General features: G+C 35.0%; 18 protein-coding genes. 9 read left to right on the forward strand and 9 right to left on the reverse strand.

Annotated features, from left to right (window positions below; genetic code table 11):
• Positions 1-43: 43 nt before the first annotated feature.
• The gene (locus OQ292_RS07790; RefSeq protein WP_284685492.1) at positions 44-1978 is read right to left on the reverse strand and encodes an AAA domain-containing protein; all 1935 of its coding nucleotides are present in this window, start codon (positions 1976-1978) and stop codon (positions 44-46) included.
• Positions 1979-2288: 310 nt separating this feature from the next.
• Between OQ292_RS07790 and OQ292_RS07795 the strand changes: the two genes are divergently transcribed.
• Entirely contained in the window at positions 2289-3824 is a 1536-nt protein-coding gene (locus OQ292_RS07795) for a YifB family Mg chelatase-like AAA ATPase (protein ID WP_284685493.1), read from the forward strand.
• Between the two features lie 25 nt (positions 3825-3849).
• The gene (locus OQ292_RS07800) at positions 3850-5052 is read left to right on the forward strand and encodes a LysM peptidoglycan-binding domain-containing protein (protein ID WP_284685494.1); all 1203 of its coding nucleotides are present in this window, start codon (positions 3850-3852) and stop codon (positions 5050-5052) included.
• Positions 5053-5113: 61 nt separating this feature from the next.
• Here OQ292_RS07800 and OQ292_RS07805 read toward each other — a convergent pair whose 3' ends face one another.
• Positions 5114-6031 (reverse strand): universal stress protein, encoded by a 918-nt coding sequence (locus tag OQ292_RS07805; protein ID WP_284685495.1) that lies wholly within the window; start codon positions 6029-6031, stop codon positions 5114-5116.
• Between the two features lie 44 nt (positions 6032-6075).
• Positions 6076-6897 carry a purine-nucleoside phosphorylase gene (locus OQ292_RS07810; RefSeq protein WP_284685496.1) on the reverse strand — a complete coding sequence of 274 codons (822 nt, stop codon included), beginning with the start codon at positions 6895-6897 and terminating at the stop codon, positions 6076-6078.
• Positions 6898-7021: 124 nt separating this feature from the next.
• Between OQ292_RS07810 and OQ292_RS07815 the strand changes: the two genes are divergently transcribed.
• Together OQ292_RS07815 and hemW are read left to right on the forward strand one after the other, a co-directional pair.
• A complete protein-coding gene (locus tag OQ292_RS07815) occupies positions 7022-7906 on the forward strand; it encodes a fructosamine kinase family protein (RefSeq protein ID WP_284685497.1) in 885 nt (294 codons plus the stop codon).
• Complete coding sequence (gene hemW / locus OQ292_RS07820) at positions 7906-9039, forward strand: radical SAM family heme chaperone HemW (protein ID WP_284685498.1); 1134 nt, start codon at positions 7906-7908, stop codon at positions 9037-9039. Before OQ292_RS07815 ends, hemW begins: the two co-directional genes overlap by 1 nt.
• Before the next feature lie 85 nt (positions 9040-9124).
• On the opposite strand, the gene OQ292_RS07825 is transcribed toward hemW, so the two are convergent.
• Positions 9125-9403, reverse strand: coding sequence for a hypothetical protein (locus tag OQ292_RS07825; RefSeq protein ID WP_284685499.1), 279 nt, complete (start codon positions 9401-9403; stop codon positions 9125-9127).
• 388 nt (positions 9404-9791) lie between these two features.
• Between OQ292_RS07825 and OQ292_RS07830 the strand changes: the two genes are divergently transcribed.
• A complete protein-coding gene (locus tag OQ292_RS07830; protein ID WP_284685500.1) occupies positions 9792-12836 on the forward strand; it encodes a serine hydrolase domain-containing protein in 3045 nt (1014 codons plus the stop codon).
• 2 nt (positions 12837-12838) lie between these two features.
• On the opposite strand, the gene OQ292_RS07835 is transcribed toward OQ292_RS07830, so the two are convergent.
• Positions 12839-13870 carry a glycosyltransferase family 9 protein gene (locus tag OQ292_RS07835; RefSeq protein WP_284685501.1) on the reverse strand — a complete coding sequence of 344 codons (1032 nt, stop codon included), beginning with the start codon at positions 13868-13870 and terminating at the stop codon, positions 12839-12841.
• 180 nt (positions 13871-14050) lie between these two features.
• Here OQ292_RS07835 and OQ292_RS07840 point away from each other — a divergent pair, with 180 nt between their 5' ends.
• Positions 14051-15295 carry a tetratricopeptide repeat protein gene (locus OQ292_RS07840; RefSeq protein ID WP_284685502.1) on the forward strand — a complete coding sequence of 415 codons (1245 nt, stop codon included), beginning with the start codon at positions 14051-14053 and terminating at the stop codon, positions 15293-15295.
• A gap of 14 nt (positions 15296-15309) precedes the next feature.
• On the opposite strand, the gene nadD is transcribed toward OQ292_RS07840, so the two are convergent.
• From nadD to OQ292_RS07855, 3 genes are read right to left on the reverse strand one after another with little or no spacing between them, the layout of a single operon-like run.
• Positions 15310-15885, reverse strand: a complete 576-nt coding sequence (gene nadD, locus OQ292_RS07845; RefSeq protein ID WP_284685503.1) for a nicotinate (nicotinamide) nucleotide adenylyltransferase — start codon at positions 15883-15885, stop codon at positions 15310-15312.
• Between the two features lie 21 nt (positions 15886-15906).
• Positions 15907-17001 (reverse strand): hypothetical protein, encoded by a 1095-nt coding sequence (locus OQ292_RS07850; protein ID WP_284685504.1) that lies wholly within the window; start codon positions 16999-17001, stop codon positions 15907-15909.
• A gap of 4 nt (positions 17002-17005) precedes the next feature.
• A complete protein-coding gene (locus tag OQ292_RS07855) occupies positions 17006-17689 on the reverse strand; it encodes a lysoplasmalogenase (RefSeq protein ID WP_284685505.1) in 684 nt (227 codons plus the stop codon).
• Positions 17690-17863: 174 nt separating this feature from the next.
• On the opposite strand from OQ292_RS07855, the gene OQ292_RS07860 reads away from it, so the two are divergent.
• The 3 genes from OQ292_RS07860 (at position 17864) to OQ292_RS07870 (ending at position 25112) form a co-directional block, all read left to right on the forward strand.
• Positions 17864-18313, forward strand: a complete 450-nt coding sequence (locus OQ292_RS07860) for a hypothetical protein (protein WP_284685506.1) — start codon at positions 17864-17866, stop codon at positions 18311-18313.
• Entirely contained in the window at positions 18310-22542 is a 4233-nt protein-coding gene (locus OQ292_RS07865) for a TIR domain-containing protein (RefSeq protein WP_284685507.1), read from the forward strand. Before OQ292_RS07860 ends, OQ292_RS07865 begins: the two co-directional genes overlap by 4 nt.
• A 170-nt stretch (positions 22543-22712) precedes the next feature.
• Entirely contained in the window at positions 22713-25112 is a 2400-nt protein-coding gene (locus tag OQ292_RS07870) for an ABC transporter permease (RefSeq protein ID WP_284685508.1), read from the forward strand.
• A 67-nt stretch (positions 25113-25179) separates the two neighbouring features.
• Here the strand turns inward: OQ292_RS07870 and OQ292_RS07875 are convergent, their stop codons facing one another.
• Positions 25180-26160, reverse strand: coding sequence for an ROK family protein (locus OQ292_RS07875; RefSeq protein ID WP_284685509.1), 981 nt, complete (start codon positions 26158-26160; stop codon positions 25180-25182).
• Positions 26161-26185: the final 25 nt, after the last annotated feature.

Below are 26185 nucleotides of genomic sequence, written 5' to 3' on the forward strand. Positions count from 1 at the left end.
TAATAATTATAGCCAGTTATTAAATTATTATTAGTAGTAAATATCACCCCTCCATCCATTCCCAAGCACTGGAATAAGCTCCGATTTTTTCCATGGTATTTAGGAATTGTTGATAAAAAGGATGTTGACCAAGTGTGGCACTATCTCCAATAATTACCAGTTTTTTTCTGGCTCTGGTTAAGGCAACATTCATTCGGCGGGTGTCTTCTAAAAAGCCTATCTTGCCTTTATCATTGCTACGAACCAAACTAATGTAAATCACATCTTTTTCCTGCCCTTGAAAACCATCTACCGAGTTAATTTTAATAAACTCTGCAAAATCATTTACTTCTGCATGTTCTGCCAAGCGATCTTTCAGATATTGAACTTGGGCATTGTAAGGAGATATTACACCTACCGAAAAAGAATCGTTGAGTAAATGCTTGTGTGTCGCATAAATATGAGCAAATAATCTATCGAGGTGTTTAAAAACTAGTCCAGCTTCTTCTGGATTATACTTACTCGATGTTTCAGGGTTTTGCTTTTCTTCAAAACTACAACCAGCGGTATCGATAAACTCAACAGGCTTGGCTAAGAGGTAATCTTCCTGATCTTCGGTTAATAAGTGATTCTTCACAGAATCGTGAGCCTGCAATTCTCCTTTGTAAAATACATCATTAGAAAACTGCATTATCTTTTCGTTCATGCGATACTGCACTTTTAGCATCACATCTACCTGCTGCCTTTTAATTACTTTTTCAAACAAGGTAGTGCTTAAACCTTCCTGAGCAGCTTCGTAAGACTTAACTGTAGGTGGTAATTGAAAATGGTCTCCGGCAAAAATTACTCGTTCAGACTTGGTAATAGGAATCCAACTGGCAGGCTCCAAAGCCTGTGCAGCTTCGTCTATAAAAACGGTACTAAACTGGCGATAGCGAATATACTTATTCACTGTACCCACCAAAGTGGCTGTAATTACTTCAGCTTCATCTAAAATACTATCTACAATATATTTTTCCAGATACTTGGCTTCGTCTAAGGCTTTTCTAGCTTCTCCCATCAGCAACTTTCGCTGCTCTCTTTCTGACCTACCAAAATGTCTTTTGTATTTAAAAGCCATACTGCGGAATTCTTCTCCTTGTTTTCTCAGCTTCTTTAAAAAGCGGTAATCATCATGATGCGTAATTTGTGCTTCCAAACTGTGATCCATCAGTTCTTCACTTACTCTAGCTGGATTACCAATTCGCAATACTTTAACTCCTTTAGCCAGCAGTTTTTCTGTAAGTAAATCTACTGCTGTATTACTCGGCGCAGTTACTAAAACCTGCTTTTCTTGTTGCAAAGTTAATTTTACAGCTTGTACCAGTGTTGTGGTTTTACCAGTTCCCGGAGGGCCATGTATAATCGCTACATCTTTGGCTGTGGTAATTTTTAATGCAGCTTCTTTTTGCGAATCATTCAGATTACCAAACTCTGTATAAAAAGGTGCTTCGTGAAACTCTGCAGGTTGCTTGCCTAATAAAATATCTCTTAATTCTTTTAACCTGCCTTCTTTGGCATCCATCACTCTTTCAACAGCGATATCCATTTCTTTATAGCTCAAATCGTCAAAGAGCATGTCTACTCCGGGGTTTCCATAATCTATCCAATCCGGCAGCTCTTCAACATTGAGCGTTATTTTCATGCTGTTTTTCCAAACTACTGAAACTACTCCCGGAATTCGTTGAGATTTTTTTCCTTCTTGCACATGGTTAAATAAGGAGATCATACTTCCCGGTTGAAAAGCATGCGAATTGCCTAAATGAGATTTTCGTTCAACAATTACAAAAAACTTCTCTCCCATACCAATACCCGATTGCTGCACAATTAGCGGATACCAAGTTAAGCCTTTCCTCCTCCTTTCTCCTATTGGTTGCATCACTACTTCACGCTCATAAAAACTCAGATCGGCTCGTCTTTCTATCTCTAATAATTTCCGCAGTTTTTGTAATTCTTCCATCTGGTCTACTAATTTATGTCAACTTATCAACATTCTTTGTGTATAACTAGGCAAATCTACCCGTTTTTACTCCGAATATTCGTCTATGCCTAACAATTTTTACTTTTGCCCGGCGATTAATAAAAATAACCTGTTGTATATTTATCAGTACTCAAAATTTTCCTTTTTCGTCTGATACTATTCTTTTGCACTATTCAAACAAACGCTTAACAAAACATTTTTTTGACTGCTAATGTCGAGATTGACTTGAAAAGTATTTTTTATAAAACAATTTTTTAATTCAACTCAACTAGGCAATAATTAACTGTGTATGATTTCTAAAACTTATGGTTGTTCGGTAACAGGTGTAGATGCATCGATGGTTACTGTAGAAGTAAATGTACTTAGTGGGAACAAGTTTTTTATGGTGGGTTTGCCAGATAATGCGGTAAAAGAAAGTCAGCAAAGAGTAGAATCAGCAATAAAACACTTGGGATATCAAATGCCCAGACAAAAGATAGTAGTTAACCTCGCCCCTGCCGATGTACGAAAAGAAGGATCAGCTTATGATTTGCCTATTGCTTTAGGCATTTTGGCTGCATCTGGGCAGATCAATTCAGACCAACTAGAATCTTATGTAATTATGGGTGAGTTGGCTTTAGATGGAAGCCTAAGGCCAATTAAAGGTGTATTACCCATCGCTATTGAATCAAGAAAGAAAAATTTCAAAGGATTTATTCTACCTAAAGCAAATGCGGCTGAAGCAGCAATTGTAAATAAGCTAGATGTAATTGGTGTAGATAATATTAAAGATGCCATCGGCTTTTTTGAAGGAGATATTAAAATTGAACCACTGGTTGTAGATACCAGAGATATTTTCTTTAACTCGCAAAACGAATACGAAGCAGATTTTTCGGCTGTACAGGGGCAAGAGAATATAAAGCGAGCTATGGAAATTGCAGCTGCTGGTGGGCATAATGTAATTATGGTTGGCCCTCCAGGAGCTGGTAAAACCATGTTGGCAAAGCGATTACCTTCCATTTTACCACCATTGAGTTTGCAAGAAGCTTTGGAAACCACCAAAATTCACTCTGTGGCTGGCAAACTGGGACCGAATGCAGCCCTAATTTCCAGAAGACCTTATCAGTCTCCGCATCATACGATTAGCGATGTGGCTTTAGTAGGTGGAGGTGGCAACCCACAACCCGGAGAAATTTCTCTAGCGCACAACGGTGTCTTATTTTTAGATGAACTGCCAGAGTTTAAAAGAACGGTGCTCGAAGTAATGAGACAACCACTTGAAGAAAGGAGGGTTTCTATTTCTAGAGCAAGAATTTCGGTAGAGTTTCCGGCTAATTTCATGTTAATTGCCAGTATGAACCCATGCCCTTGTGGTTATTACAATCACCCAGAAAAGGAATGTGTTTGTCCTCCGGGAACTGTACAAAGATACCTCAATAAAATAAGCGGCCCTTTACTCGATCGCATAGATTTACATGTGGAAGTTACTCCGGTTTCTTTTGACCAGATGACTGCCGAGCGCAAAAATGAAAGTAGCAGTGTAATTAGAGAAAGAGTAATTGCAGCCAGAGAAATCCAATCTGAAAGATTTAAAGACCACGGAATTTATTCTAATGCCATGATGCCCTCGCAAATGGTAAAAGACATCTGTAAAATAAATACTGCTGGTAAAACCCTACTAAAAGCGGCAATGGAAAGACTTGGTCTCTCTGCCCGCGCTTACGACAGAATATTAAAAGTTTCGAGAACTATTGCCGACTTGGCAGGAAGTGAAGAAATAAAGATAGAACATTTAGCTGAAGCCATACAATACCGAAGCCTAGACCGTGAAGGTTGGGCAGGATAATTAAACTATACCATTATTTTTTACCATGATAAACCGATTTAAATATCAGTCAGGCTTTTTCGCTATGTTGTTGATTTTGCCTTTGTGGGCATCTTCACAAAACTTACAGTTTAAACTAGATCAACTTAAAAATGAAAATGTAAAAACTGCTTATGTTGATAAGGAAAATGATTTAAAGAAACTAGTTATAAAGAAAGGATTCAGGTCTTTCTCTAATCATGTGGCTTTAAGATACTACAAACATGAGCAAGTATTAGAATTATGGATAAAGCCACCTAGTTCTGTTTCTTATACCTTATTTAAGAGATATAAAACTTGTGGAGATACAGGTGATTCAGGCCCTAAAAAATTACTGGGAGATTACACCATACCTGAGGGAATTTATGCACTAGATATGTTTGTACCAGATAGTCCCAACTTTCTAGCCCTAAGCATAGATTATCCGAATACTGCTGATATAAATCGTAAAAGCCAAAAAGATGTAGTGAGTATTACCGGAGGCTGTGATTCTAAAGGAAATATCAATCTGGAAGAAGAAAGTATGAAAGAAATATATGTAATGGCTGTGGAAGCTAAAGCTTCTGGCCAAGAAGAAATACCTGTACATATATTTCCGGCTGTTTTGCTAGACGACAACCTAGCAAAGTTACAAAGCTTATATCCTGAGGATGAATACAACCACGACTTATGGGCTTCTCTAAAAGTAGCTTTTAACTATTTTAATAAAACCAAAAGAATTCCAATTGTACAGGCTACAGATAATGGATTATATGTAGTTCAAACCTCTACTGGTAGTTTATTATGGAATCCTGAAAAAGATCATTTAGCTCCACAAGTGTTAACTGCTTCTATTGAGAAATTACCAGAAGGTGTTACTGCTAGAGGGGTTGTAAAACAAGAATCTTTCAGTATTGCTAGTACTATTAAAAGTGCCGAAGGGCAATCGATGCACAAAGTAGCTGCTGGTGAAACACTTTTTTCTCTATCTAAAAAATACAATATCAGCCTAGAAGAAATAAGAAGTTGGAATGGGATTGAAGGCAATAATTTGATGGTAGGTCAAGAAATAACAGTAGGTGCACCCTCTTATCATACTGTACAAAAAGGCGATACCATGTATTCTATTGCCAAAAGAAATAACCTTACTGTACAAGAATTACAGGGCTTAAATAACATGAGCGACTTTGCTATTAAAGTTGGCGATAAATTAATGGTAAGGAAAGGATAAGCAATTGAAAAATCAAGTAGTTTATTTGCCTAAATAGTTAAACTATTCGCAAATAAACTACTTACATATTCAATAAAGAGTTGATTAAACCTACATTTACTTCTTTTTGCTTTAATACAAGTGTAGGTATGCTAATATTATGTAATAATATTTTTTCTGTAGTGCTTCCTAAAAATGCCTGAGCCAATTTAGATTTTCCTTTTGAGCCCATCATAATCATATCAACATGCTCTACTAAAGCTATATTAAAAATGATTTTTGCTCTCGCATTTCTGGTATCTAACTGATACTTCATTTTTAAATTAAGTCCAGAGATATCAAGGTCTTTAATAAAATGCTTAAATCTTTTTTCATTGTTCTTCTTCACAATTTTAGAAAACTCTTCTGGAGATTTACCTGATGCTAAATAACCATTAGGCAGGTTATAAATATTAAGGCAAACAATTTCTAAAGGAGTTTGACGAGCTAGTTTTACAGCCTTTTCTAAAGCAGTGTAAGAGAACTCAGAAAAATCTATTGGGATAAGAACTTTCTCGAAATGTGGCAATGCATTATGTGTAAGTGTTAGCACAGAGCAAAGCGCTTTTCTTGCCAATTTTCTCGACAATAATCCAGAACCTTCTGCAATGGTTTTTCTACCCACTACAATCATATCGATATCTTGATTCTTGGCAACTTCCAGAATCTCGGTAAGTGGATCACCATTTTTAACCCTATAGATTATCTCTATATCCAAATCTTCGGGCTTGTGTTTAGCCGCCAGACTTTCAAGTTTATATATAATCTCTTCTCTTTTTGTAATTGTTCCTTCACCTTGTGGGTTAGGCACTTCTTCATCGAGGTTAGTAGTACCAACCACATTTGTAAGAACTGCTTTTTTGAAGTGAACAATTTTTGAGAATTCAAATACATAGTTGACCAAACTACTATCCATAGCAGTAAAGTCAATGGTTATCAAAACATTATTGATGGTGTACATGAACCTAAAAATTATATTGAGTATAAAAAATTACCCTTGTTTTTTTATGCCAGCATTAACTTAATTAGCTTGGTCATAACCGGTTCCGCTTTTGCAGCAGCAGCTAGTATTTCCGAAACAGTTACTTTTTTCACTTTACCAGGTGCACACAAATCTGTAAGTACCGAAATCGCAAATACAGGCAAATCCATATGTCTTGCTACTAATACTTCCGGAATCGTAGACATACCAACTGCATCTGCACCAATAGTTCTCAAATAACGGTATTCTGCTCGTGTTTCTAAATTGGGACCGGGAACACTTACATAAACCCCTTCCTGCAAATTCATATTATGCTCTTTTCCTATTTTTCTTGCTTTTTTAAGCAAATTTTCGGCATATGGCTCACTCATATCTGGAAAACGTGGTCCTAATTCATCTATATTTTTTCCAGTAAGTGGATTCTCATATTGCAAATTTATATGATCGTTTATGAGCATTAAATCACTAACATTATAAGAAGGGTTTAAAGCTCCTGCTGCATTAGATATAAAAAGACTTTTTATACCAAGCAACTTCATTACCCTTACTGGTAAAGTTACCTGTTGCATAGAGTAACCTTCGTAATAGTGAAACCTTCCTTGCATTACTACAACAGGTTTTTCTGAAAGGTAACCGAAAATTAATTTTCCAGCATGCGACTCTACTGTTGAAACAGGAAAATGAGGTATATCTTTGTAAGAAACAGTGTCAACAATCTGTATATCATCCACCAGTGCTCCAAGACCTGTTCCCAGAATTATCCCATGTTCTGGTTGTAGATTTGTTTTTGCTTTTAAAAAATCGGTTGCTTCTTGTACCTCCCGAAAGCTAATCTGGTTTTGCATAAAAAAACTATTGTAAAGCTAAAATTCTTTTCAATGTTAAACAACATCATTAACTATTACAATTACTTAACAGAAGATAAAACCAACAAACGAGGATAAGAGTTTTCTTATAAATTACACATTTATGATTTATAAAAGTGAATCAGACTTTTTTCAAAAAATACTACTACTCGCTACAGGTAAAATCCATGAAGTTAGGCATGTCTATTTTATTAGTGGAGGCTTTGTAAATCAGTCAGTTAAGGTAGATACTGATAGCGCTAAGTTCTTCATTAAATTTAATGAGACTAAATCTGGCTTAATGTTTACTTCTGAAGCAACCAGTTTGAAATTTTTAAAATCAAAATTAAAATCAGTAATAATACCTGATGTAATTTTTTTTGGAGAAGAATCTGGCAGGCAAGTAATAGTTCAAGAGTTTATTCAAGAAAAAGCCATTCTTCGTCCGTTTTGGAAAAACCTTGCAAATACTATTGTCGAATTACATCAAATTCAACATGATAAAGCAGGCTTGCATTTCAACAACTTTATATCATCTCTCAAACAACAAAATGAACAAACAGATAAGTGGGTACAGTTTTTCTTTGAGCAAAGGTTGAGTGTACAATTTGGACTTGCCTATTATAATGGAATAATAGAAAAAAGTCTGTTTGCTAAACTGGATAAGTTACAGTTAGCTTTTGAAAAACTTTATGAGCCTGAAGCATTTTCATTACTACATGGAAACCTTCGAAAAGAAAATGTGTATACTACTTTAAATAATCAGGTTTGTATGGTAAACCCATCTATCTATTTTGGAAATAGAGAAGTTGATATTGCCAATGCAAAGCTTTTTGGCGGATTCGACGAATCTTTTTTCAGGAATTACCAAGCTATTTATCCACTTTTGCCGGGTAATTTGGAACGAATGGAAATTTACAGCCTTTACCCATTAATGCTTTATGTAAATTTGTACAATTCTGAAAGCTACATCAAACACATAAATAAAATAATAGATAAATACATTTAATGGCTGGCATATATATACATATCCCTTTTTGTAAACAAGCCTGTTACTATTGCGACTTCCATTTTAGCACCAACCTTTCGAAAAAAGACGAAATGGTAAATGCCATTTGTAAAGAAATTGAACTACAAAAAGCTTATTTAAACGAACCTCTAAACTCAATTTATTTTGGTGGTGGTACACCCTCGTTGCTATCTCAAAAGCAACTAGTAAAAATTCTGCAAACAGTACACGATAACTTTACAGTAAACCCAAATGCGGAAATTACCCTCGAAGCAAACCCAGACGATTTACATACAGAAAGTTTAGCCTACTTTAAAGCTGAAAGTGTAAACAGGCTTAGCATCGGCATTCAATCTTTTCACGATGCACATTTAAAGTATATGAATCGCTCGCACAATGCCGAAGAAGCTGCGACCGCTGTAAAAAAAGCGAGAAATGCAGGTTTTGAAAAGCTTACTATCGATTTGATTTTTGCCTTGCCAGACAGCAATCATCAATTATTAAAAAGTGATTTAGAAAAAGCTTTACAATTAGAGACTGAGCATATTTCTGCTTATTGCCTTACTATAGAACCTCAAACTGTTTTTGGTAAGTGGAAACGAAACGGCAAGCTCACAGAATCTGACGAAGAATTTGCTGCCGAGCAGTTTGAAATACTTATGAATACGCTAACTAAAGCAGGTTATGAGCAATACGAAATTTCTAATTTTGCCAAAGACCAAAACTATGCGGTGCACAATACTGCTTACTGGAAACAGATTCCATACTTGGGAGTAGGCCCTTCTGCACATTCTTTTAATACTGTCTCCCGCCAATTTAACATTAGCCACAACCATAAATACTTAAAAGCTTTGCAAGAAGGCAGCTTGATTTATGAAAAGGAAATACTTTCCATAAATCAAAAAATCAATGAATGTATCATGACAAGCCTTCGTACAATGTGGGGATACCAAAACCAAAAAATGCTTACTGCTTATAATTTTGACCTCTTAAAAGAAAAAAGAGATACAGTAAAAAAAATGATACAGTATGGTTTGGTTTTGCAAGACGGAGAAACACTTAAATTAACTACTAAAGGCCGCCTACAGGCAGACTGGATTGCCGGAGAACTCTTTGTTGAAGAAATAGAATAAGTAGTTTTTTTCTATTTCCTTAAAACTTCAATTAGTATTATTTGGAATGAGGGAAACTGTTGCTCAAACCAACAACAGTTTGTTACTACAATTTCAAAATAGCAAGGAATAACAATGTAAGACCGACTGCAATTACTGCCTGAATTAAAAATGATCTTTTAGAATCACTTGTTTTTCTTTTAAAAGAGCCTGAAATTCTGTTTTTAATATCTGCTACATCAACATTTTCGTTGTTTGCTCCTTTTAACAAGCTTTGAGCTGCTCTTTCTTTTGCTCTGATTTCTTCTTTAACTGGATCGTAATAACGAGGCTCAAAAGAGAACCTTTTGTATTTGGGTAATCTGGAAAGCGTTGGTAATTTCATCGTTTTTTGGGTGAAATTAAAAAATGTGTTTTATTCTAATGTAATGTTTTAGATTACGTTATAGTATCATCAAAATGAGTAATATAGATTTTTTTGCTAATTACTTTCTAAAACATTAGAAATTTAAGCCGTTAAATATCAAAGGTTATCAGAAAATATTAGCGATCCGGTAAATCAAGTATTAAAATTGAAACTTGTTTACTTAAATCTTACTCACAAAGGTATAATGATTTTTTTCTAAAATGTTACAAAGTGCTTAGATAAGCAATTGTTAAACATTAAAGATTCCCAGAGTAAAGATTTTTTTATTTTTTAAGCTAAAGATTGCAAATTTTTTTATTTACAAATTGTTTTACAAACTAAGCTATTCTTAAATTTTTTCGCCAGTATGTTTCAGCTCTCGTTTTTAAAAACTTTTAGATTCTATATACTCATTTTTACAGCATCATTCTCATTTGCTTCTGCATGTGGAGGGAATGATCCTGACCCAGAAGTTCTTAAAGCGAAACTTGCCAGAGAAGCAGCTGAAAAGGCTTATAAAGAGTATTTAACCAAACAGCAAACCTGGGCAGACTCAGTATATGCTTTAATGTCTGAGAAAGAAAGAATAGGCCAACTTATAATGGCTACTACTTACTCTAACCTATCTGCAAACCATGTAGAAGGTATAGAAAAACTGATAAAAGAATATGCCATTGGCGGATTAATTTTTATGCAGGGAGGTCCGGTAAGACAGGTTAAATTGGTAAACCGCTATCAAAAACTTTCTAAAATTCCGCTAATGATCGCCATGGATGCCGAATATGGCTTAGCTATGCGATTAGACAGCACCCTTATGTTTCCTAAAAGTATTACACTGGGAGCCATTCAGAATGAAAGAATGATATATGAAATGGGTGGTGAAATTGCCAGGCAAATTAGAAGAGTTGGGGCGCATATCGATTTTGCTCCTGTTGCAGATATCAATACCGATCCAGAAAACCCGGTAATTGGTTTCCGTTCTTTTGGAGAAGAGAAAGGGAATGTGGCTAAAAAAGCCATTGCTTATATGAAAGGGCTACAACATAATGGTGTAATTGCTTCGGCAAAACATTTTCCCGGACATGGAGATACAAATGCCGATTCTCATTATTCATTGCCACTTATAAAACATTCTAAAGAGCGCATTCTTGAGACCGAATTATTTCCTTTTAAAGAAATGATTGCTGACTCAGTACTGAGTGTAATGGTCGCTCACTTAAACGTACCTGCATTAGACAGTACACCTAACCTTCCAACATCATTATCTAAAAAAGTAATTACAGATTTACTCATAGACAGCCTAGGTTTTAAAGGACTTGTGTTTACAGATGCGCTAAACATGCAAGGTGTTGCTAAATACTTTAAGCCTGGCGAAATAGCAGTAAAAGCATTGGTTGCTGGAAACGACATTTTACTTTCTCCTGAAGATATTCCAGCCTGTATTACGGCTGTTGAAAAAGCCATTGCCGATGGTACACTTAATTGGAGCGCCATCGAGTTTAAAGCTAAAAAAATATTAAAAGCTAAATACTTTTTAGGTCTTAATCATTTTACACCTATATCTGAAAATAATGTAATTGAAGACCTTAATACTCCAAAAGCTCGTGCTATTAAGCAATTACTTTATGAGCAAGCTTTTACAATCGCCAGTAACAAAGATAGCTTTCTGCCAATAAGCAAAATAGACAGTATAAATTTTGCATCACTAAGTATTGGAGAAGCAGAAGAAAGTACTTTCCAAAGATATTTGAGTAAGTACACCACAATTGAAAACCTACATATTGCAAAGAACCAAGCTAGTACTTCGCAGCTAGATCAATTGTATGAAAAATTAAAAGAAAAAGATGCTGTTTTTGTCGGTTTGCATAATATGAATAACCGCAGATCTAGACAGTATGGTTTGAGTAATGCAGTACTAGCTTTTATTAAAAAACTCGAAAAAGAGACCAAAGTAGTTCCAGTAGTTTTTGGCAATCCATATAGCTTAAAATACCTCGAAGAAAGTGATTATTTGGTTTGCGCTTACGAAGATGATACACTCGCTCAAATAGCTGCTGCACAAGCATTATTTGGTGCTGTAAATGCAAATGGTAAATTACCAGTAACTGCTTCAGAAAAGTTTAAAGCAGGTGATGGTATTCAAGTAGCTACTTTAGGTAGAATGGGTTTTGGTGTACCTGAAATTGCCGGAATGGAAAGTACGGTATTAGCAAAGATTGATTCTATTGTAAAATATGCAATTGGTATAGAAGCAGCTCCCGGATGCCAGATACTTGTTGCTAGAGATGGCAGAATTGTATACGACAAATCTTTTGGGCATCATACTTATAGCAAAAAGACCAGTGTAAGTAATGAATCTGTTTATGACATTGCTTCTCTTTCAAAAGTGCTGGGCACATTGCAAGCAGTAATGATGCTTGAACAGCAAAATAAAATCGATCTAGATAAAAAAGCTTCTGATTACCTACCAGAATTGGCAAATACCAATAAGGAAAATATGGTAATTAAGGATATACTTTCTCATCAAGCTGGTTTAAAAGCTTTTTATCCTTTTTGGAGCTATGTTACAGAAAATGGAGAAAACAATCCTAATTACCTTTCATACGAACAAAAAGAAGGATATTCTGTGCAAATTAGCCCTGACTTATTTGCATTAGATCATATTGCAGACTCTGTTTGGCAGTGGTTAATAGATACAGACCTTGCTAGAAACCGCTATGGATACAGCAAGCCAACTTATAGATACAGCGACTTAGGTTTTATGATGATGAAAAGAATTGTAGAAAGAGTGAGTGGACAACCTCTCGATCAATTTCTTTCTCAATACATTTATCAACCTTTAGGGCTAAAGCATATCACTTACAATCCGATTGAAAAAATAGATAAAGACCAGATTGTACCAACCGAAATGGATATTTACCAAAGAAAAGGATTGGTACACGGTTATGTGCATGACCCTGCATCAGCATTGAGCGGTGGTGTAGACGGACATGCAGGTTTGTTTAGTAATGCCTACGACATTTCGGTAGTATTACAGATGAACCTACAAGAAGGCTTTTACGGTGGCAACTGGTACATTCAACCAGAAACAATTGCCAAGTTTAATCACAGATATTTCGATAATAACAGACGCGGGCTTGGTTGGGACAAACCTCCATTAAGAAATGTAAGAGCCAGTTCTTCTGAACTTAGCTCAGACTTAACTTTTGGTCATACAGGTTTTACTGGTACTTGTGGTTGGGTAGACCCAGCTTACAATCTGGTATATGTATTCCTTTCAAACAGAATCCATCCTTTTGTTGGTAATCAAAAACTGATTAGAGAAAACATCAGAACTAAAATTCAAGATGTAATCTATGAGTCTTTACAGGGCATTCCAATAGAAAGTGTTACTGGTAGAGCTGGTAAATAAGCTCAAGGAATCCAAAAGTCGAAAACAATATCATTCATACATTTAAAGTGTCCTTTGGGGCACTTTTTATAGCCTATTTTAGAGCAAGGTCTGCATTTTAATTTATTATTTTCATAAACCACAAACTCTGTTCTGTATGGGTACATACCAAAGTATGGAGTAGTATTCCCCCAAATTGAATAAATCTTTTTCTGGAAAGCAGCTGCAATGTGCATTAAGCCTGTATCATGAGTAAAAACAGCTCTGGCATTTTTAAGTACAGATGCAGATTGATTAAGATTAAACTTGCCACAAGCATTAAAAACAATGGTTTTTTTACCAAGTTCTTTTAATCCTTCCTCATATGGTTTATTTCCTTCTCGCTTCTCAAAAAAACTGGCAATCTGTTCACCTACTTCCACATCTTCTTTTCCGCCAAGTAAAATCACAGGTTTGTTAATACGATCACAAACTTCGATAATTCGCTTTACTGGCAATTTTTTCGTAGCAAACTGCCCGCCTATTGCAAAAGCTACATAACTATTCTGATGAGTTTCTGGCAACCAGCTATTTTCAACCTCGTCTTTATCCGGAATAAAATAATCTAAACCAAAAGTATCCATCTCAACTCCCAATGGTTTTACTGTCTCCATATATCGGTCGACTATATGCACATTAGGCATTTTATTTACTTTTAGGTTTACAAACAGCCACTTTTCTCTATTGAGTTTATTAAAAGATTTCGAAGAAATGCCCAGTCTGCTTTTTATAATTAATGTTCTTAAATTATGATGAAGATCGACTATAAAATCGAACTGCTCTTGTTTTAACTCAGTTATTAAATCGTTTAGACTACCATCCAATGTATGGATTTTATCTATATAAGGATTAGAAGAAAGAATACTTGTATAAGACTTTTTTGTACAGTAATGTAACTGTACTCCTTTAAGCTGGGTCTTAATTGTTCTTACAACTGGAGTAGTCAAAACTATATCACCAATTGAAGAAAAACGAAGTATTAAAATCTTCAGATTTTTTTGTGGCTTATTACTCATTTTTCAAAACTAAAAAATCAATCCTGATAAGACCGAATAAAATTTTATCCTTTGCTAAAGTTTTTACTTTTCGCTAACTTAATAAGTATTTTCATCCAATTTTTAAGTAAAAAATGCATGCTACCCTAAGTGCTTTTTTTTAATCTAAAAATAACTTATACACATTTAGCTACTATCTCTATGAAAACCTATATTCTAATTACAGTTTTCATTTACAGTTTATCTGCTTCTGTTTTTGCACAAACTGATTTTAATGAAAAGGACCTTGCCTATTCACCCAGAAAAGAATCACAAAGGCTTTTCGAGTCTGCTTCTAATTTTATGGATAAAGGTTTATACGATAAAACTGAGAACCTTTTAAGTGAGGCCATAAAAATATATCCGCATAATACAGAAGCATGGAGCTTAAGAGCCATGTGCAGAGAAAGACTAAACAAACCAGAAGATGCGATACAAGATTATGAGATGCTAATGAAATTGGAGCCCAGTAGATATGATGCACTATTTAGCAAGTCTGTATTGTATTACGAAATTAAAAGATATCCATTAGCGATTGAAGGCTTTGACCAACTATTGCAAATACCTAAAAATGAAACGACTGCTGTATTTTTTAAAGGCACTAATTATAACAATTCTGGTCAAACCCAATTCAATAGAATTATTACTTTAGAAAAACAAGATGCAGAAATTTACCACTATCGCGGTTTGGCAAAAATGGCTCTAAAATACCGAGATGGAGCACTAGCAGATTTTAATACAGCCATTGAGTTAAACAAAGAAGAAGCTGACTTCTATGTAAATCGCGGATTGGTTTATTTAGATAAAAAGGAAATGGAACCAGCAATTACTGATTTCCAAAGTGCTTTAGAGATAAACCCAGAACACAGTCTGGCACTTTACAACCTTTCTCTTGCTGGTAAAAACCACGAAGATGCGTTAAAAGCATTAGATAAAGTTATTTCTCTAGAAGATGGCTTCCCATCGGCTTATGCCAACAGAGCCTTTGCTCGACTCGAAAGCGGCGACTATAAAGGTGCCATAGCCGATTATGATACAGCCATTATGCTAAATGATACACAGGCAGAATATTATTCGAACAGGGGGATTGCCCATAAAAAAGCCAAACACTACAATTCGGCTATTAGAGATTTTGGTAAAGCCATTCGCTTAGCTCCAGATTGGTCTAAAAACTATGCTTTACGCGGCGATGTATATTACAAAACAGCTAAGTTTACAGAAGCAGTAGAAGATTTCTCTGCAGCAATTGCATATGATCCGCAGAATGGAAATTACTATTACAACAGAGGTTTGGCAAGAAAGCTTTCTGGTGAGTCTGCCGGATGTTGTAGTGATCTAAGACAGGCGGTAAACATGGGAATAAAACATGCATCTAAAGCATTAGATGCCTATTGTAAAGAAGAATAACTGTTTAAAAACAGTTATTCTTTATAAAACCTTTTCAGCTTAATAAAAGCTTCCACTTCTTCTGGTACCAAATATTTGATCGATTTATCATTCTTAATCGCATTTCTAATAAAAGTAGCAGAAATCTCTACCATCGGTGCATCAATCAAATTTACTTTCGGATGCTTTAATAAATCTGTTTTTGGAGAATTTGGGCGAGGATACACCAACAATCCATACTGGTTTAAAATGGTATCATGGTTTTTCCATTTATGAAAATTATTCAGGTTGTCTTCTCCCACGATTAAAACAAACTCATATTTCGGGTATTTATCTGTAAGCCAAGCGAGCGTATCTGCGGTATAGCTTGGCTTAGGCATATTAAACTCAATATCAGTTGCATTAAACTTGGGATTATCTGCTATCGCCTGCCTAACCATGCTAAACCGATCAAACTCGTGTAGCAAATTATTTTTTCGTTTAAAAGGGTTCTGTGGCGAAACTACAAACCATACTTGATCAAGATTTGCGTTTTCTACCATTGCATTAGCCAATATTAAATGGCCAACATGTATCGGGTTAAAAGAACCAAAAAAAAGACCTACTTTCATAAACCAACATCAATATATATACTACCTGCCCAGTTCTATTTTTCCACTACCACCAGTTTTTAAAATTACCGTTCTGTTTTCGGTATCTCCACTACCTACTTTACCTTTCCACTGAGCTTCTTTTGCTTTTTCATTTAAGAAAGTTTTTTTCAATTCAGTATCAGTCTCAGGTATTTTTACATGATCTTCTTTACCCGTAAGTTCCAGTTCGAAGGTTAGATTTTTAGAAAAATCCATAAAAATATCTGCATTGCTTTTACCTTCGATACTTATAGACTCCATATCTGAGGTAACTTCTTCTACTGAGATATAGCCAAAGGTCAAGTTAAAATCTGTAATCCCATTCAACTTTTCAATATTAATCTTAGAAAGTGTGCTTTTACCACTTAAACCGCCTAGGCTTAGGCATTTAATTTCATCGTTTTTACTATCGAGAAATAAACTTTCGAGATTACCAGCATTTAACTTACAACCATTTACATTGCTGTTGTAAACTATATTTTTTCCCGATTTCACATCTAATGATGAGTTTTCTAAAGTTAAGCTCCCATCTGCCATAGATGTAATTGTACCTTCGGCACCTTTTAATGTAAGCTTGAGTGAGCCAGTAATTTTATCGAGCTTTAATTCACCATCATTCAACTCAATGGTATAATCGCTACTCACATCTGCAATTTGAATATCACCATTTTTTTGATAAACATCCAGATTAAGCCCTTTCGGTACTTCTACTTGGTAAGTTATATTCATATTATTATTAAATGCATCACCTACACTCTTTACCAAACTTTTAAAGGCATTTGCTTTTGCATCTAATCTTGTATGTGCAGAAATTACTTTTCCTTCTTTTTCCATTACCACAGAAACTCTGTCGAGCGACTCTTGGGTACTTTCTGCGTCTTTCCCTTCTGTTTCGACATGTACAGCTATTTTCAGTTCAGTGCCAGAAACTTCTTTGATGATAATCTTGCCGTATTCGTTTTCCAAATCGAGTAAATCTCCATCTTCAATCGAAAAGCTTTCACTAAAATCTTTTTCTAGTTTTTCCTGAGCTTGTACTTGTAAAGTGAGTATTAATCCTAATACACCTAAACTGTATTTCAGTAACTTATTCATTTTTTTATTTGTCAAATTTCTCTTCTATTAAACCCCTTACAATTAAATATTGTGCTGCTATATATGTCCCTAAAATCCAGATTCCTGCGTAAGGGATTTGGAATGTAAACTTGTTAATTCCAATTAAAGAATCTGATATAAGAAACAGCAATGAACCTGTAAAAATTAAAGAAAAGCTTTTTTCAGCTACATATCCTTTTCTGTTTAATGCTGTGGCTGCCATTGCTGTTAATGCAGCAGCATACACAAAAACGGCAATTCTCATAAAATGTTCAAGTTGATGGTACATAGCCGTAAATAATGAACCCGCATAGATCAAAAAGAACAGTAAAAAATAGGGTTGCATCACCAAAATACTTTTTCTTATATCTTTTTGCAGTACTGGTTTCATAAAAACCTGTAAATAACTAACTTGACAGACTAAAAAACTCGCTAAACCTAAAATAAAAAAACTTTCATGTTGTTTTTGAAACATTAGCAGTACATCACCAAGTAAGGCAAAGCTAAATGCAATTAAAGTATTTTTTTCGAGCTGATTTTTTTGAGTGTTTAATAGATAATAAGAAATTACCCAAAGCATAATACATGGCTTTGCTAAGTACATAAGCCAGTCTATTTGTAGAAATTCAGCAGTAAGTACTAGTATCGAAATAATGATAATGGCAATATGGAAAAGTCTGTTTTTCATGTCAGCTTAATTTTAAACAAAGCTATAAATTAAAAAATGCTGCTTTTAGGCGAAATTTAATGAAAAGTGATAAAGTAAGCGGATTATTAGCCATGTATATACACATGAAAGTGCATAATGATTTAATTAGCATGATGAAATAAAAAATCTTTATATTGAGGGAGAATTTTAACCATGGCAAAAGTATTTTTAGGCGGTGTAGGTAATGAGTCTTCTTGGAGGGAGCAAATAATTCCGAACTTAACAATCGGTTATGTAGACCCATTGCAAGAAGATAATACACACCAAAAGCAATCAGGATATGCACCATTAAGCAAACCACGTGTTTCTGTAAATAATGCCATGTATACTTCTGCCAATGCTGCTGCTAACACATGCGATTTTTTACTGTATGTGATTACTCCTTTAATGCAAGGTTTTTATCTGATACCCGCTTTAATAGAAGATTCTAATAAAAAACCAGAGAAAACACTGTTTTGCGCAGTTTTCGAAGAAAACCATAAATTGTTTACTCCACACCAAAAAAAGTCTTTAGAAGCAACAGGGAAAATGGTTGAAAGAAATGGAGGTAGATGGCTTAAATCACTGGACGAAGTCGTGAATTTTTTGAATAGTTATCAATGAAGGTATTTTTAGGAGGTACAGTTAACGGCTCAGATTGGCGAGATAGAATTATTCCAGAACTGGAAATAGATTACTTTAATCCAGTTGTGAAAGAATGGGATGATGCTGCCTATCAACGAGAGTTGTATGAGCGCCAATACTGCGATTTTTGCCTTTATGTAATCACTCCTAAATTAACCGGTTTCTATGCACTTGCAGAAGTAACTGACGACTCATACAAAAGACCCGACAGAACACTTTATTGCTTTCTAGAAAAAGACGATGACACCGCCTTTTCTGAAGAAGAAATAGAATCGCTCAATATTCTTGGAGAACAAGTAAGAGAAAATGGAGGTAATTGGCTTCACACATTAGATGATGTAGTTAGGTTTTTAAACTCCGGTAAAGCTTTACACATAGCCCATCAGAATGGTAAAAATGAATTTGATGATGTTTTTATCTCTTATGGAAGACGCCATAGCAAAGCTTTCGCCACCAAATTGCACGATTCACTTGTAAATGATAACTATTCTGTTTGGTTTGACCAGAATGATATTCCACTTGGTGTAGATTTTCAAGAGCAGATAAACGAAGGCATAGCAAATGCCCATAACTTTGTTTTTATCATTTCGCCACATTCAATACGATCTGAGTTTTGCCTTAAAGAGATTGAAATGGCGCTTAGCCTCAATAAGCGTATTATTCCACTTTTGCATGTAGAACCAACAGATGAGTTAGATAATATACATCCGGCCATTGCAAAAATTAACTGGATTTACATTCGCGAAGAAGCAGACGAAAATAAAGAACTCTTCGAGTGGAAACAAATTGATGACTTTGAAGTATCATTCCAAGGTTTATTGCAATCTATTGGCAACCATGCCAATTATGTGGAGATGCACACTCGACTATTAGTAAGGGCGCTTAACTGGGAAAAAAATCAGCGTGCGGGTAAATATTTATTAGTTGGAAAAGACAGACAAGATGCGGAAAAGTGGTTAGCACAAGAATTTTTAAAAGGACAGCCTCCTTGTATTCCTACAGACCTGCATTGCGAATATATCTGCGAGTCAAAAAAAAACGGTGAAAATCTGATGACAGAGGCATTTATTGCCTATGCTGTAGAAAATAAAGAGTTTAGAAATAATATTAGCAAGCAGTTATCGAGGTTTGGCGTAACTACTTGGGTACACACAAAAGATATTAAAACAGGCCAGAATTACGAAAAAGCCATTAACGATGGCATAGCCCAAGCAGATAACTTCATTTTATTTCTCTCCAAAGAATCTATAGATTCTGATTACTGTAAAAAGGAGATTGCCATTGCGCTCAAATACAACAAGCGCATCATTCCAATACTTACAGAAATACTAGATACCGAAGATATACCTCAAAGCATAAGAGACTTACAGTATATTGATTTTTCTGAGATAGATAATAATATTTTTCTTAAAGAAGAATATCAGGAGAAAATTGCCCGAATACTTTCTGAGATTAATAAAGAAAAAGGATATTACTCTAAACATAAAAGATATCTGGCTCAAGCAATTAAGTGGGAAGAGCAAGGCAGAAACGAAAGCTTATTGCTTCGTGGATATAATTTACAAGATGCTGAAGCTTGGTTAGAGATTGGCAAGAAACGAGAAGAACACAAGCCTACAAATCTGCACGATACTTTTATTACAGCAAGTGGTATTAAAAGAATGCAGCTTTCTAATGAAGTGTTTATCTCCTATTCGAGAGCTGATAGCGACTTTGCCCGTAAACTTAATGATGCGTTACAGTTACAAGGTAAAACCACTTGGTTTGATCAAGAAAGTATTACTTCTGGGGCAGACTTTCAACAAGAAATATATAGAGGGATTGAATCATCAGACAATTTCATTTTTGTAATTTCTCCTGAGGCGATTAAATCTCCTTATTGTTCAGATGAAGTAGAATATGCAGCCAGCCTCAATAAACGCTTTATCACCATTCTTCATCGAAAAACAGAATACCTACATCCTACTCTGGCAGCAGTTCACTGGATTGATTTTGAAAAAAATGATTTTACTGAGGCATTTAATGATCTGGTAAGTGTTCTTGACATTGATAGAGATTACATTCAGCAACATACAAAATGGTCTCAACGAGCACTAACTTGGGAAGAGCAAGGTAAAAACCAGGGTTTATTACTTGCAGGACTTGAGTTAGAAACTGCCAGCAGTTGGTTAAAACACGCCTTAAAATCTGAGAAGAAACCTGTTCCTACATCACTACTCAAAAACTTTATAGATCTAAGCGAGGTTGCCAATTCAAAAGAGAAGAAGCGAAAAATGATCATGGTTGCCATGATTATCGTGATGGCAGGTTTACTTGTAGTTTCAGGAGTGATGGCATATTTGGCTAACAGAGAAAGAAAACAAGCTGAAAAAGCAGAAGGTTTAGCGCTTTCAGAAAAAATTGTAGCAGATAGTTTACGCAATAAAGCTGTAGCCGACAAAGACCTAGCAGACAGTCTTAGAATTCAGGCAGAAATAGAAAAACACAAAGCTGATAGTCTTAGAGTTATTGCAGAAGAAAATGAAGATATGCTAGCTAAAGCTTTAGAAAAAGCTCAAAAAGCTCAAATTGCAGCCAATAAAGCAGAAACCTTAGCAAAAGAAGAAGCTCAAAAAGCGAAACTAGCAGCAGAACAAGCCAAAGTAAGTGAAGAAAAAGCTAGACAACAATCCATAATAGCCTTACAAAAAGAAGAAGAGGCACAAAAAGCAAGGCAGTTGGCAGAACAAAGGTTAATCGCTTACCAAGAACAAAAAAACAAAGCAGAAGAAGCTCAAGTAGCTTATCAGGAACAAAAGGCTACAGTAGATAAAATCACGATGCTTTCTGCCGCTTCTCAACTAGCCACTGCATCACAAAATGAATTTAATAATGGCAATGTTGAGATCGCCAAAGTTCTCGGTTTGCATGCCTATTATCTCAATGAACAATTCACAATTAGTGATAGAGATTTTTTACCATTGAAAAGCAAACAAATTGTTTCTTTAGATTCTAATACATTGCTAAACCAGAAAATACATGAAAAAACAGGCAATGTACCCGAAATATTTGGCGCACTCAGTACCTTATATTTTTATGAAAATGATGATGCTTCTATCGGAGGTAAATTACCATTAACCACTTTTGCTTTTAGCCATAAAAATGCTCCGATAAGGCAAATACTTAATAGAGAGCCTTCTATTTTGGCAATTGGAGATGAGTCTGGAACTGTGTATATATACAGGGTTAGCTCTACTAACTCAGTTGTTCAGTTATCAACATTTAACTTAAAAAGCTCAATAAACAAGCTAGTTTTTAGTGAAGAAACCGACCAATTACTTGCAGGAACTACTAGTGGAGAAGTATATCTCTTGAGTAATTTTATGTTTAGCAAAGGTTCAAAAGCAGAACTTGCTGCAGACTTAGGAGAGCCTGTTCAGTTTTTAGAATTTCTTCCAAATGCTGATGATAGCAACAAAACCTTTATTGCAGCAGGAGTTAACAAAGTAAACCTTTGGGGTTTAAATGATCAAAGAACTAAATCTAAATATATAGCTGAAAAGATTTACGAAACAAAAAGTAATACCATTACAGCAATGGCTGTATCTACTAATACTAGTAAAGATATTATGATTGCTTTTGGAGTAGAAGACAAAATAAATATCTATACAATTACTACATCAAAAAGAGGTACGTTAGAACTTTTCCAAAAGCTAAGCATTGGTTCAAACTCTAAAGTAAGGCAATATACTTCAGCTTCAGTAACTGCTCTCGCATTCGATAAATCTGGTAAGATACTGGCTACAGGCTACAAAAATGGCAATATCGAAACTTGGGAAACCGAAACTTTCAATCAGATAAACTCATTTTTTGGGCATACAGGTGCGATTTATCAATTGTCTTTTGATATTTCAGATTATCACTTGCTATCTGCAAGCGACGATCAAACCGTTAGAATTTGGAGTAGTAATCCTCAAGAAAACCCTCTTATTCTTAAAAATGAAAATAGTGTAAAAACACTTGCTGTAACTTCAGACTCAAATTATATCCTCACTTTAAAAAATGAAAACAAGATGAGATTCTGGCCTACAAGTTCTTCTCTGCTTGCTACAAAACTTTGCGAAACAATTAGTAAAGAAGACTTGGAAGTACTGCCAATGGCAAAAATATTTGAGTATGCCGGTACCGAATTTACCTATCAATCTGCAAACTGTGTTTACAGCAGATAACACGCTACAATATTTTATAATTAATCCTTTTATGCAACCATTATTTTAGTATTTAAACCGTTGCACCAAGCTGTATTGACTGGTGGGGAGGTTTTTCTTAAATTGATGTAACTATTCCAGCTATCCCAAGTACTCACTGTAAAGGTTACCTCAAAGTAAATCCCTCCATTATGTTCAAAAATTATTTACTCATCGCCCTGAGAAATTTCAGAAGACACAAGCTTTATACATTTATCAATATTTTTAGTTTGGCTATTGGTATTGCAGCTTGCATAGTTATTTATTTGTTTATAGCTGATGAAAAGAGTTTTGACCAATTCCACAGTAAAAAAGATCAGCTTTATAGGTTAGACGAAGTGCAAAGTTTCACAGGAACTAATGTGCAAAAAGTTGCACTTTCTATGCCTTCAATGGGGCCTCACCTAATAGACGATTTTCCAGAAATTGAAAACTGCACTCGATACTGGATGCGCGGAAAGACAAACTTTAGCAAAGATGAAAAACAGTTTGTAATAGAAAGACTCGCATTTGTAGATAGTACTTTTCTCGAAGTATTTGATTTTGAGCTTTTGGTTGGAGATAAAGCAACAGCTTTACATGAACCTAATTCAATTCTATTGACACGTGAAAGCGCTTTAAAATTTTTTGATAGTATAGATGATGCGTTAAATCAGGTTTTAGTTACTAAAAATAATTCGGGAAAAGTTACAGGTATACTAGAAAATATTCCTGAAAACTCACACCTACAATTTGATGCGCTCATTTCGATGTCTACAGTTACAAGAGACAATCCTGATTTTAATGATCAATGGGGTTCTAACTTTTTAATTACTTACCTACAGCTCGATAAACAAACTGACATTAAACAACTAGAAGCCAAATTTCCTGACTTTTTAGTAAGACATACTGATAATGAAGAGATTAACGATTACTATGAAATGTTTCTTCAGCCTTTAAATGAAGTGCATCTTGCATCAACAGATATTGAACACGACTATGAAAATTACAGAAAGTTTAATGGAGAATACCTTGATATTTTTTTACTTGTAGCCCTTTTTATAGTACTTATTGCTACAGTAAATTTCACAAACCTTGCTGCTGCCAGAGCCACCTACAGAACAAAAGAAGTAGGTATAAGAAAAACGATTGGCGCAAAAAAACAGCAAATATTTTTACAATTTATTACTGAAGCTGCTTTACTCACTTCTGCGGCACTCACTTTAGCCTTTCTTATTAGTCTTATATTTCTTCCAATATTAAATGACTTAATAAACAGATCTCTCAGCGTATTTACATTACTTTCAGAACCGAGCTTAATACTGCTGATATTTTCCGGAACAATGATGTTAGGCTTGCTTTCTGGTATTTATCCAGCATTTTTTCTTTCATCTTTTCAGCCTGTAAAAGTACTTAAGGGTTTACCAAAAGGTGGAAAAAAATCTCTTACCAGAAGCTCACTAATTGTACTCCAATTTGGATTAGCTATGGCTATGATTGTAAGTACACTGGTCGTTGTAAATCAATTATTTTATATGAAAAATAAAAATATTGGCTTCGACAAAGAGCATATTGTACTCATAGATATGTCGGATGATGCTAATGAAAAATTTGAAACTTTAAAGGAAACCATGTTGCAGCAAAGCAATGTATTAGGCGTTACTGCTTCTGGACAACGCTTAGGCAACAACTTTCACCAATGGGGATTTAAAGCCAGACTCGACACTGGTTTATTAAGTCTTGTTCCTTCTAATGTAAATGTTGATTATGATTACCTAAAAGTTTATGGAATTAAACTCAAAGATGGAAGAGGATTTTCAAAAGATATAGATAGTGATAAAGATATGGCATTTATCATTAATGAAGCTTTTGCCAAAGAGCTTGGTGTAGAAGAAGTAGTCGGTTTAGAAGTTGGACATACTTTTTATAATAATGATACCTTAGGCTCTGTAATTGGAGTTACAGAAGACTTTAACTTTAATTCATTACACTATAAAATTAATACCTTAGCCATGGTAGTACACCCTGATTGGGGCTACGATGAAATGTCGGTTAAGATAAGTAGCCAGCATGTAGATGAGACAATAGCTCAATTGGAAAAAATCTGGTACGAGCAAGTTGGTGACTGGCCATTTGATTATTCTTTTCTAGATGACCATTTTAATGAGTTGTACCGCTCAGATCAGCAACTGACTGTAGTAGTTACTATTATTGCGGTTTTAGCTATTCTTATTGCTTGTATGGGACTTTTTGGTCTTGCAGCCATCACTACTGAAAGAAAAATTAAAGAAATTGGTATTCGTAAAGTGTTGGGAGCCTCTGTTCAACAGATTTTAGTCGTGCTATCTGCAAAGTTTGCAATAATGATATTTATCGCATTTTTATTATCAATCCCGCCATCTTACTTACTTCTTGAAGGCTGGCTTGAGAATTTTGCTTACAGAATATCTATTAATCCATTGATATTTATTGCAGGTGGCATAATTACTATGCTTATCGCACTGGCTACTATAAGTTTTCACACTTTAAGATCAGCATATGCAAATCCTATAAAAGCTTTACAACAGGAATAGATAAATAAAAAAGCAGTTTCTTTGAGTTAAAGAAACTGCTTTTCAAAATAAGTATATCCTTAAATAATTAAGCTTTAGATTTTCTTTCAAATTCTGTCCAAGCCAATGCACTCGATCCTAAAATAGCAGTATTGCTACCTTTCAAATTAGAGAACAACAACTTCACCTTTCCTCTAAAAATATTTAAACAATATTGTTCCATATATTTTTTAGTTGGCTCTAATATTAAATCACCAGCATTTGCTAAACCTCCAAAAAGGATAATTGCCTCTGGACTTAAATGCGCAATAGTATCTGATAATTTAAGACCAAGAATTTTTGCAGTATAATCAAAAGCTTCTAAGGCAATTTTATCGCCACGTAAAGCAGCTTCTGTAATGTGTTTAGCCTCAAGTTGATTGTAAGTAATATCTCTCAACTCACTTGGGTAAATTCTTTTAGCCAGTAATTCAAACACAGTTCTTTTAATACCTGTTGCAGAAACATAAGCCTCTAAAGAGCCTTTTCTTCCTGTAGGTAAATCTCTTCCTTCATCAACAAAAACGGTTGTGTGGCCTAGTTCGCCAGCAAATCCATCATGACCATAAATCAATTCTCCGTTAACAACAATTCCACTACCTAAGCCAGTACCTAGTGTGATTACTACAAAGTTTTTCATTCCCTGAGCTACGCCAAAAAGCATTTCTCCAAGAGCAGCTGCATTAGCATCGTTAGTTAGAGTAGCAGGAATACCTAATCTTGCTTCAATCTCTTTTACTACCGGAACTTTGTCGCCCCAATTCAAGTTTGGCGCTTCTTCTATTAAGCCAGTATAGTAATTACCATTCGGTGCACCGATTCCAACTCCCTTGATGTTTACTTGGTGATCGATATTTCCTTTGAGTTTATCAACAGAGTCTACTACAACCTTTAAAAACTCATCAAATGGTTTATCAGCTCCTGTTGGAATTGATAATTCTGAAAGGCAAAAACCTTGTTTATTTACCAGCCCTAGTTTTGTATTGGTTCCACCAATATCTATACCCAACGTAACGTCTTTGTTAATCATAATTTATTGTTGAAATACTTTCTAT

Origin of the sequence: Chondrinema litorale (assembly GCF_026250525.1) — a bacterium.
Lineage (GTDB): Bacteria > Bacteroidota > Bacteroidia > Cytophagales > Flammeovirgaceae > Chondrinema > Chondrinema litorale.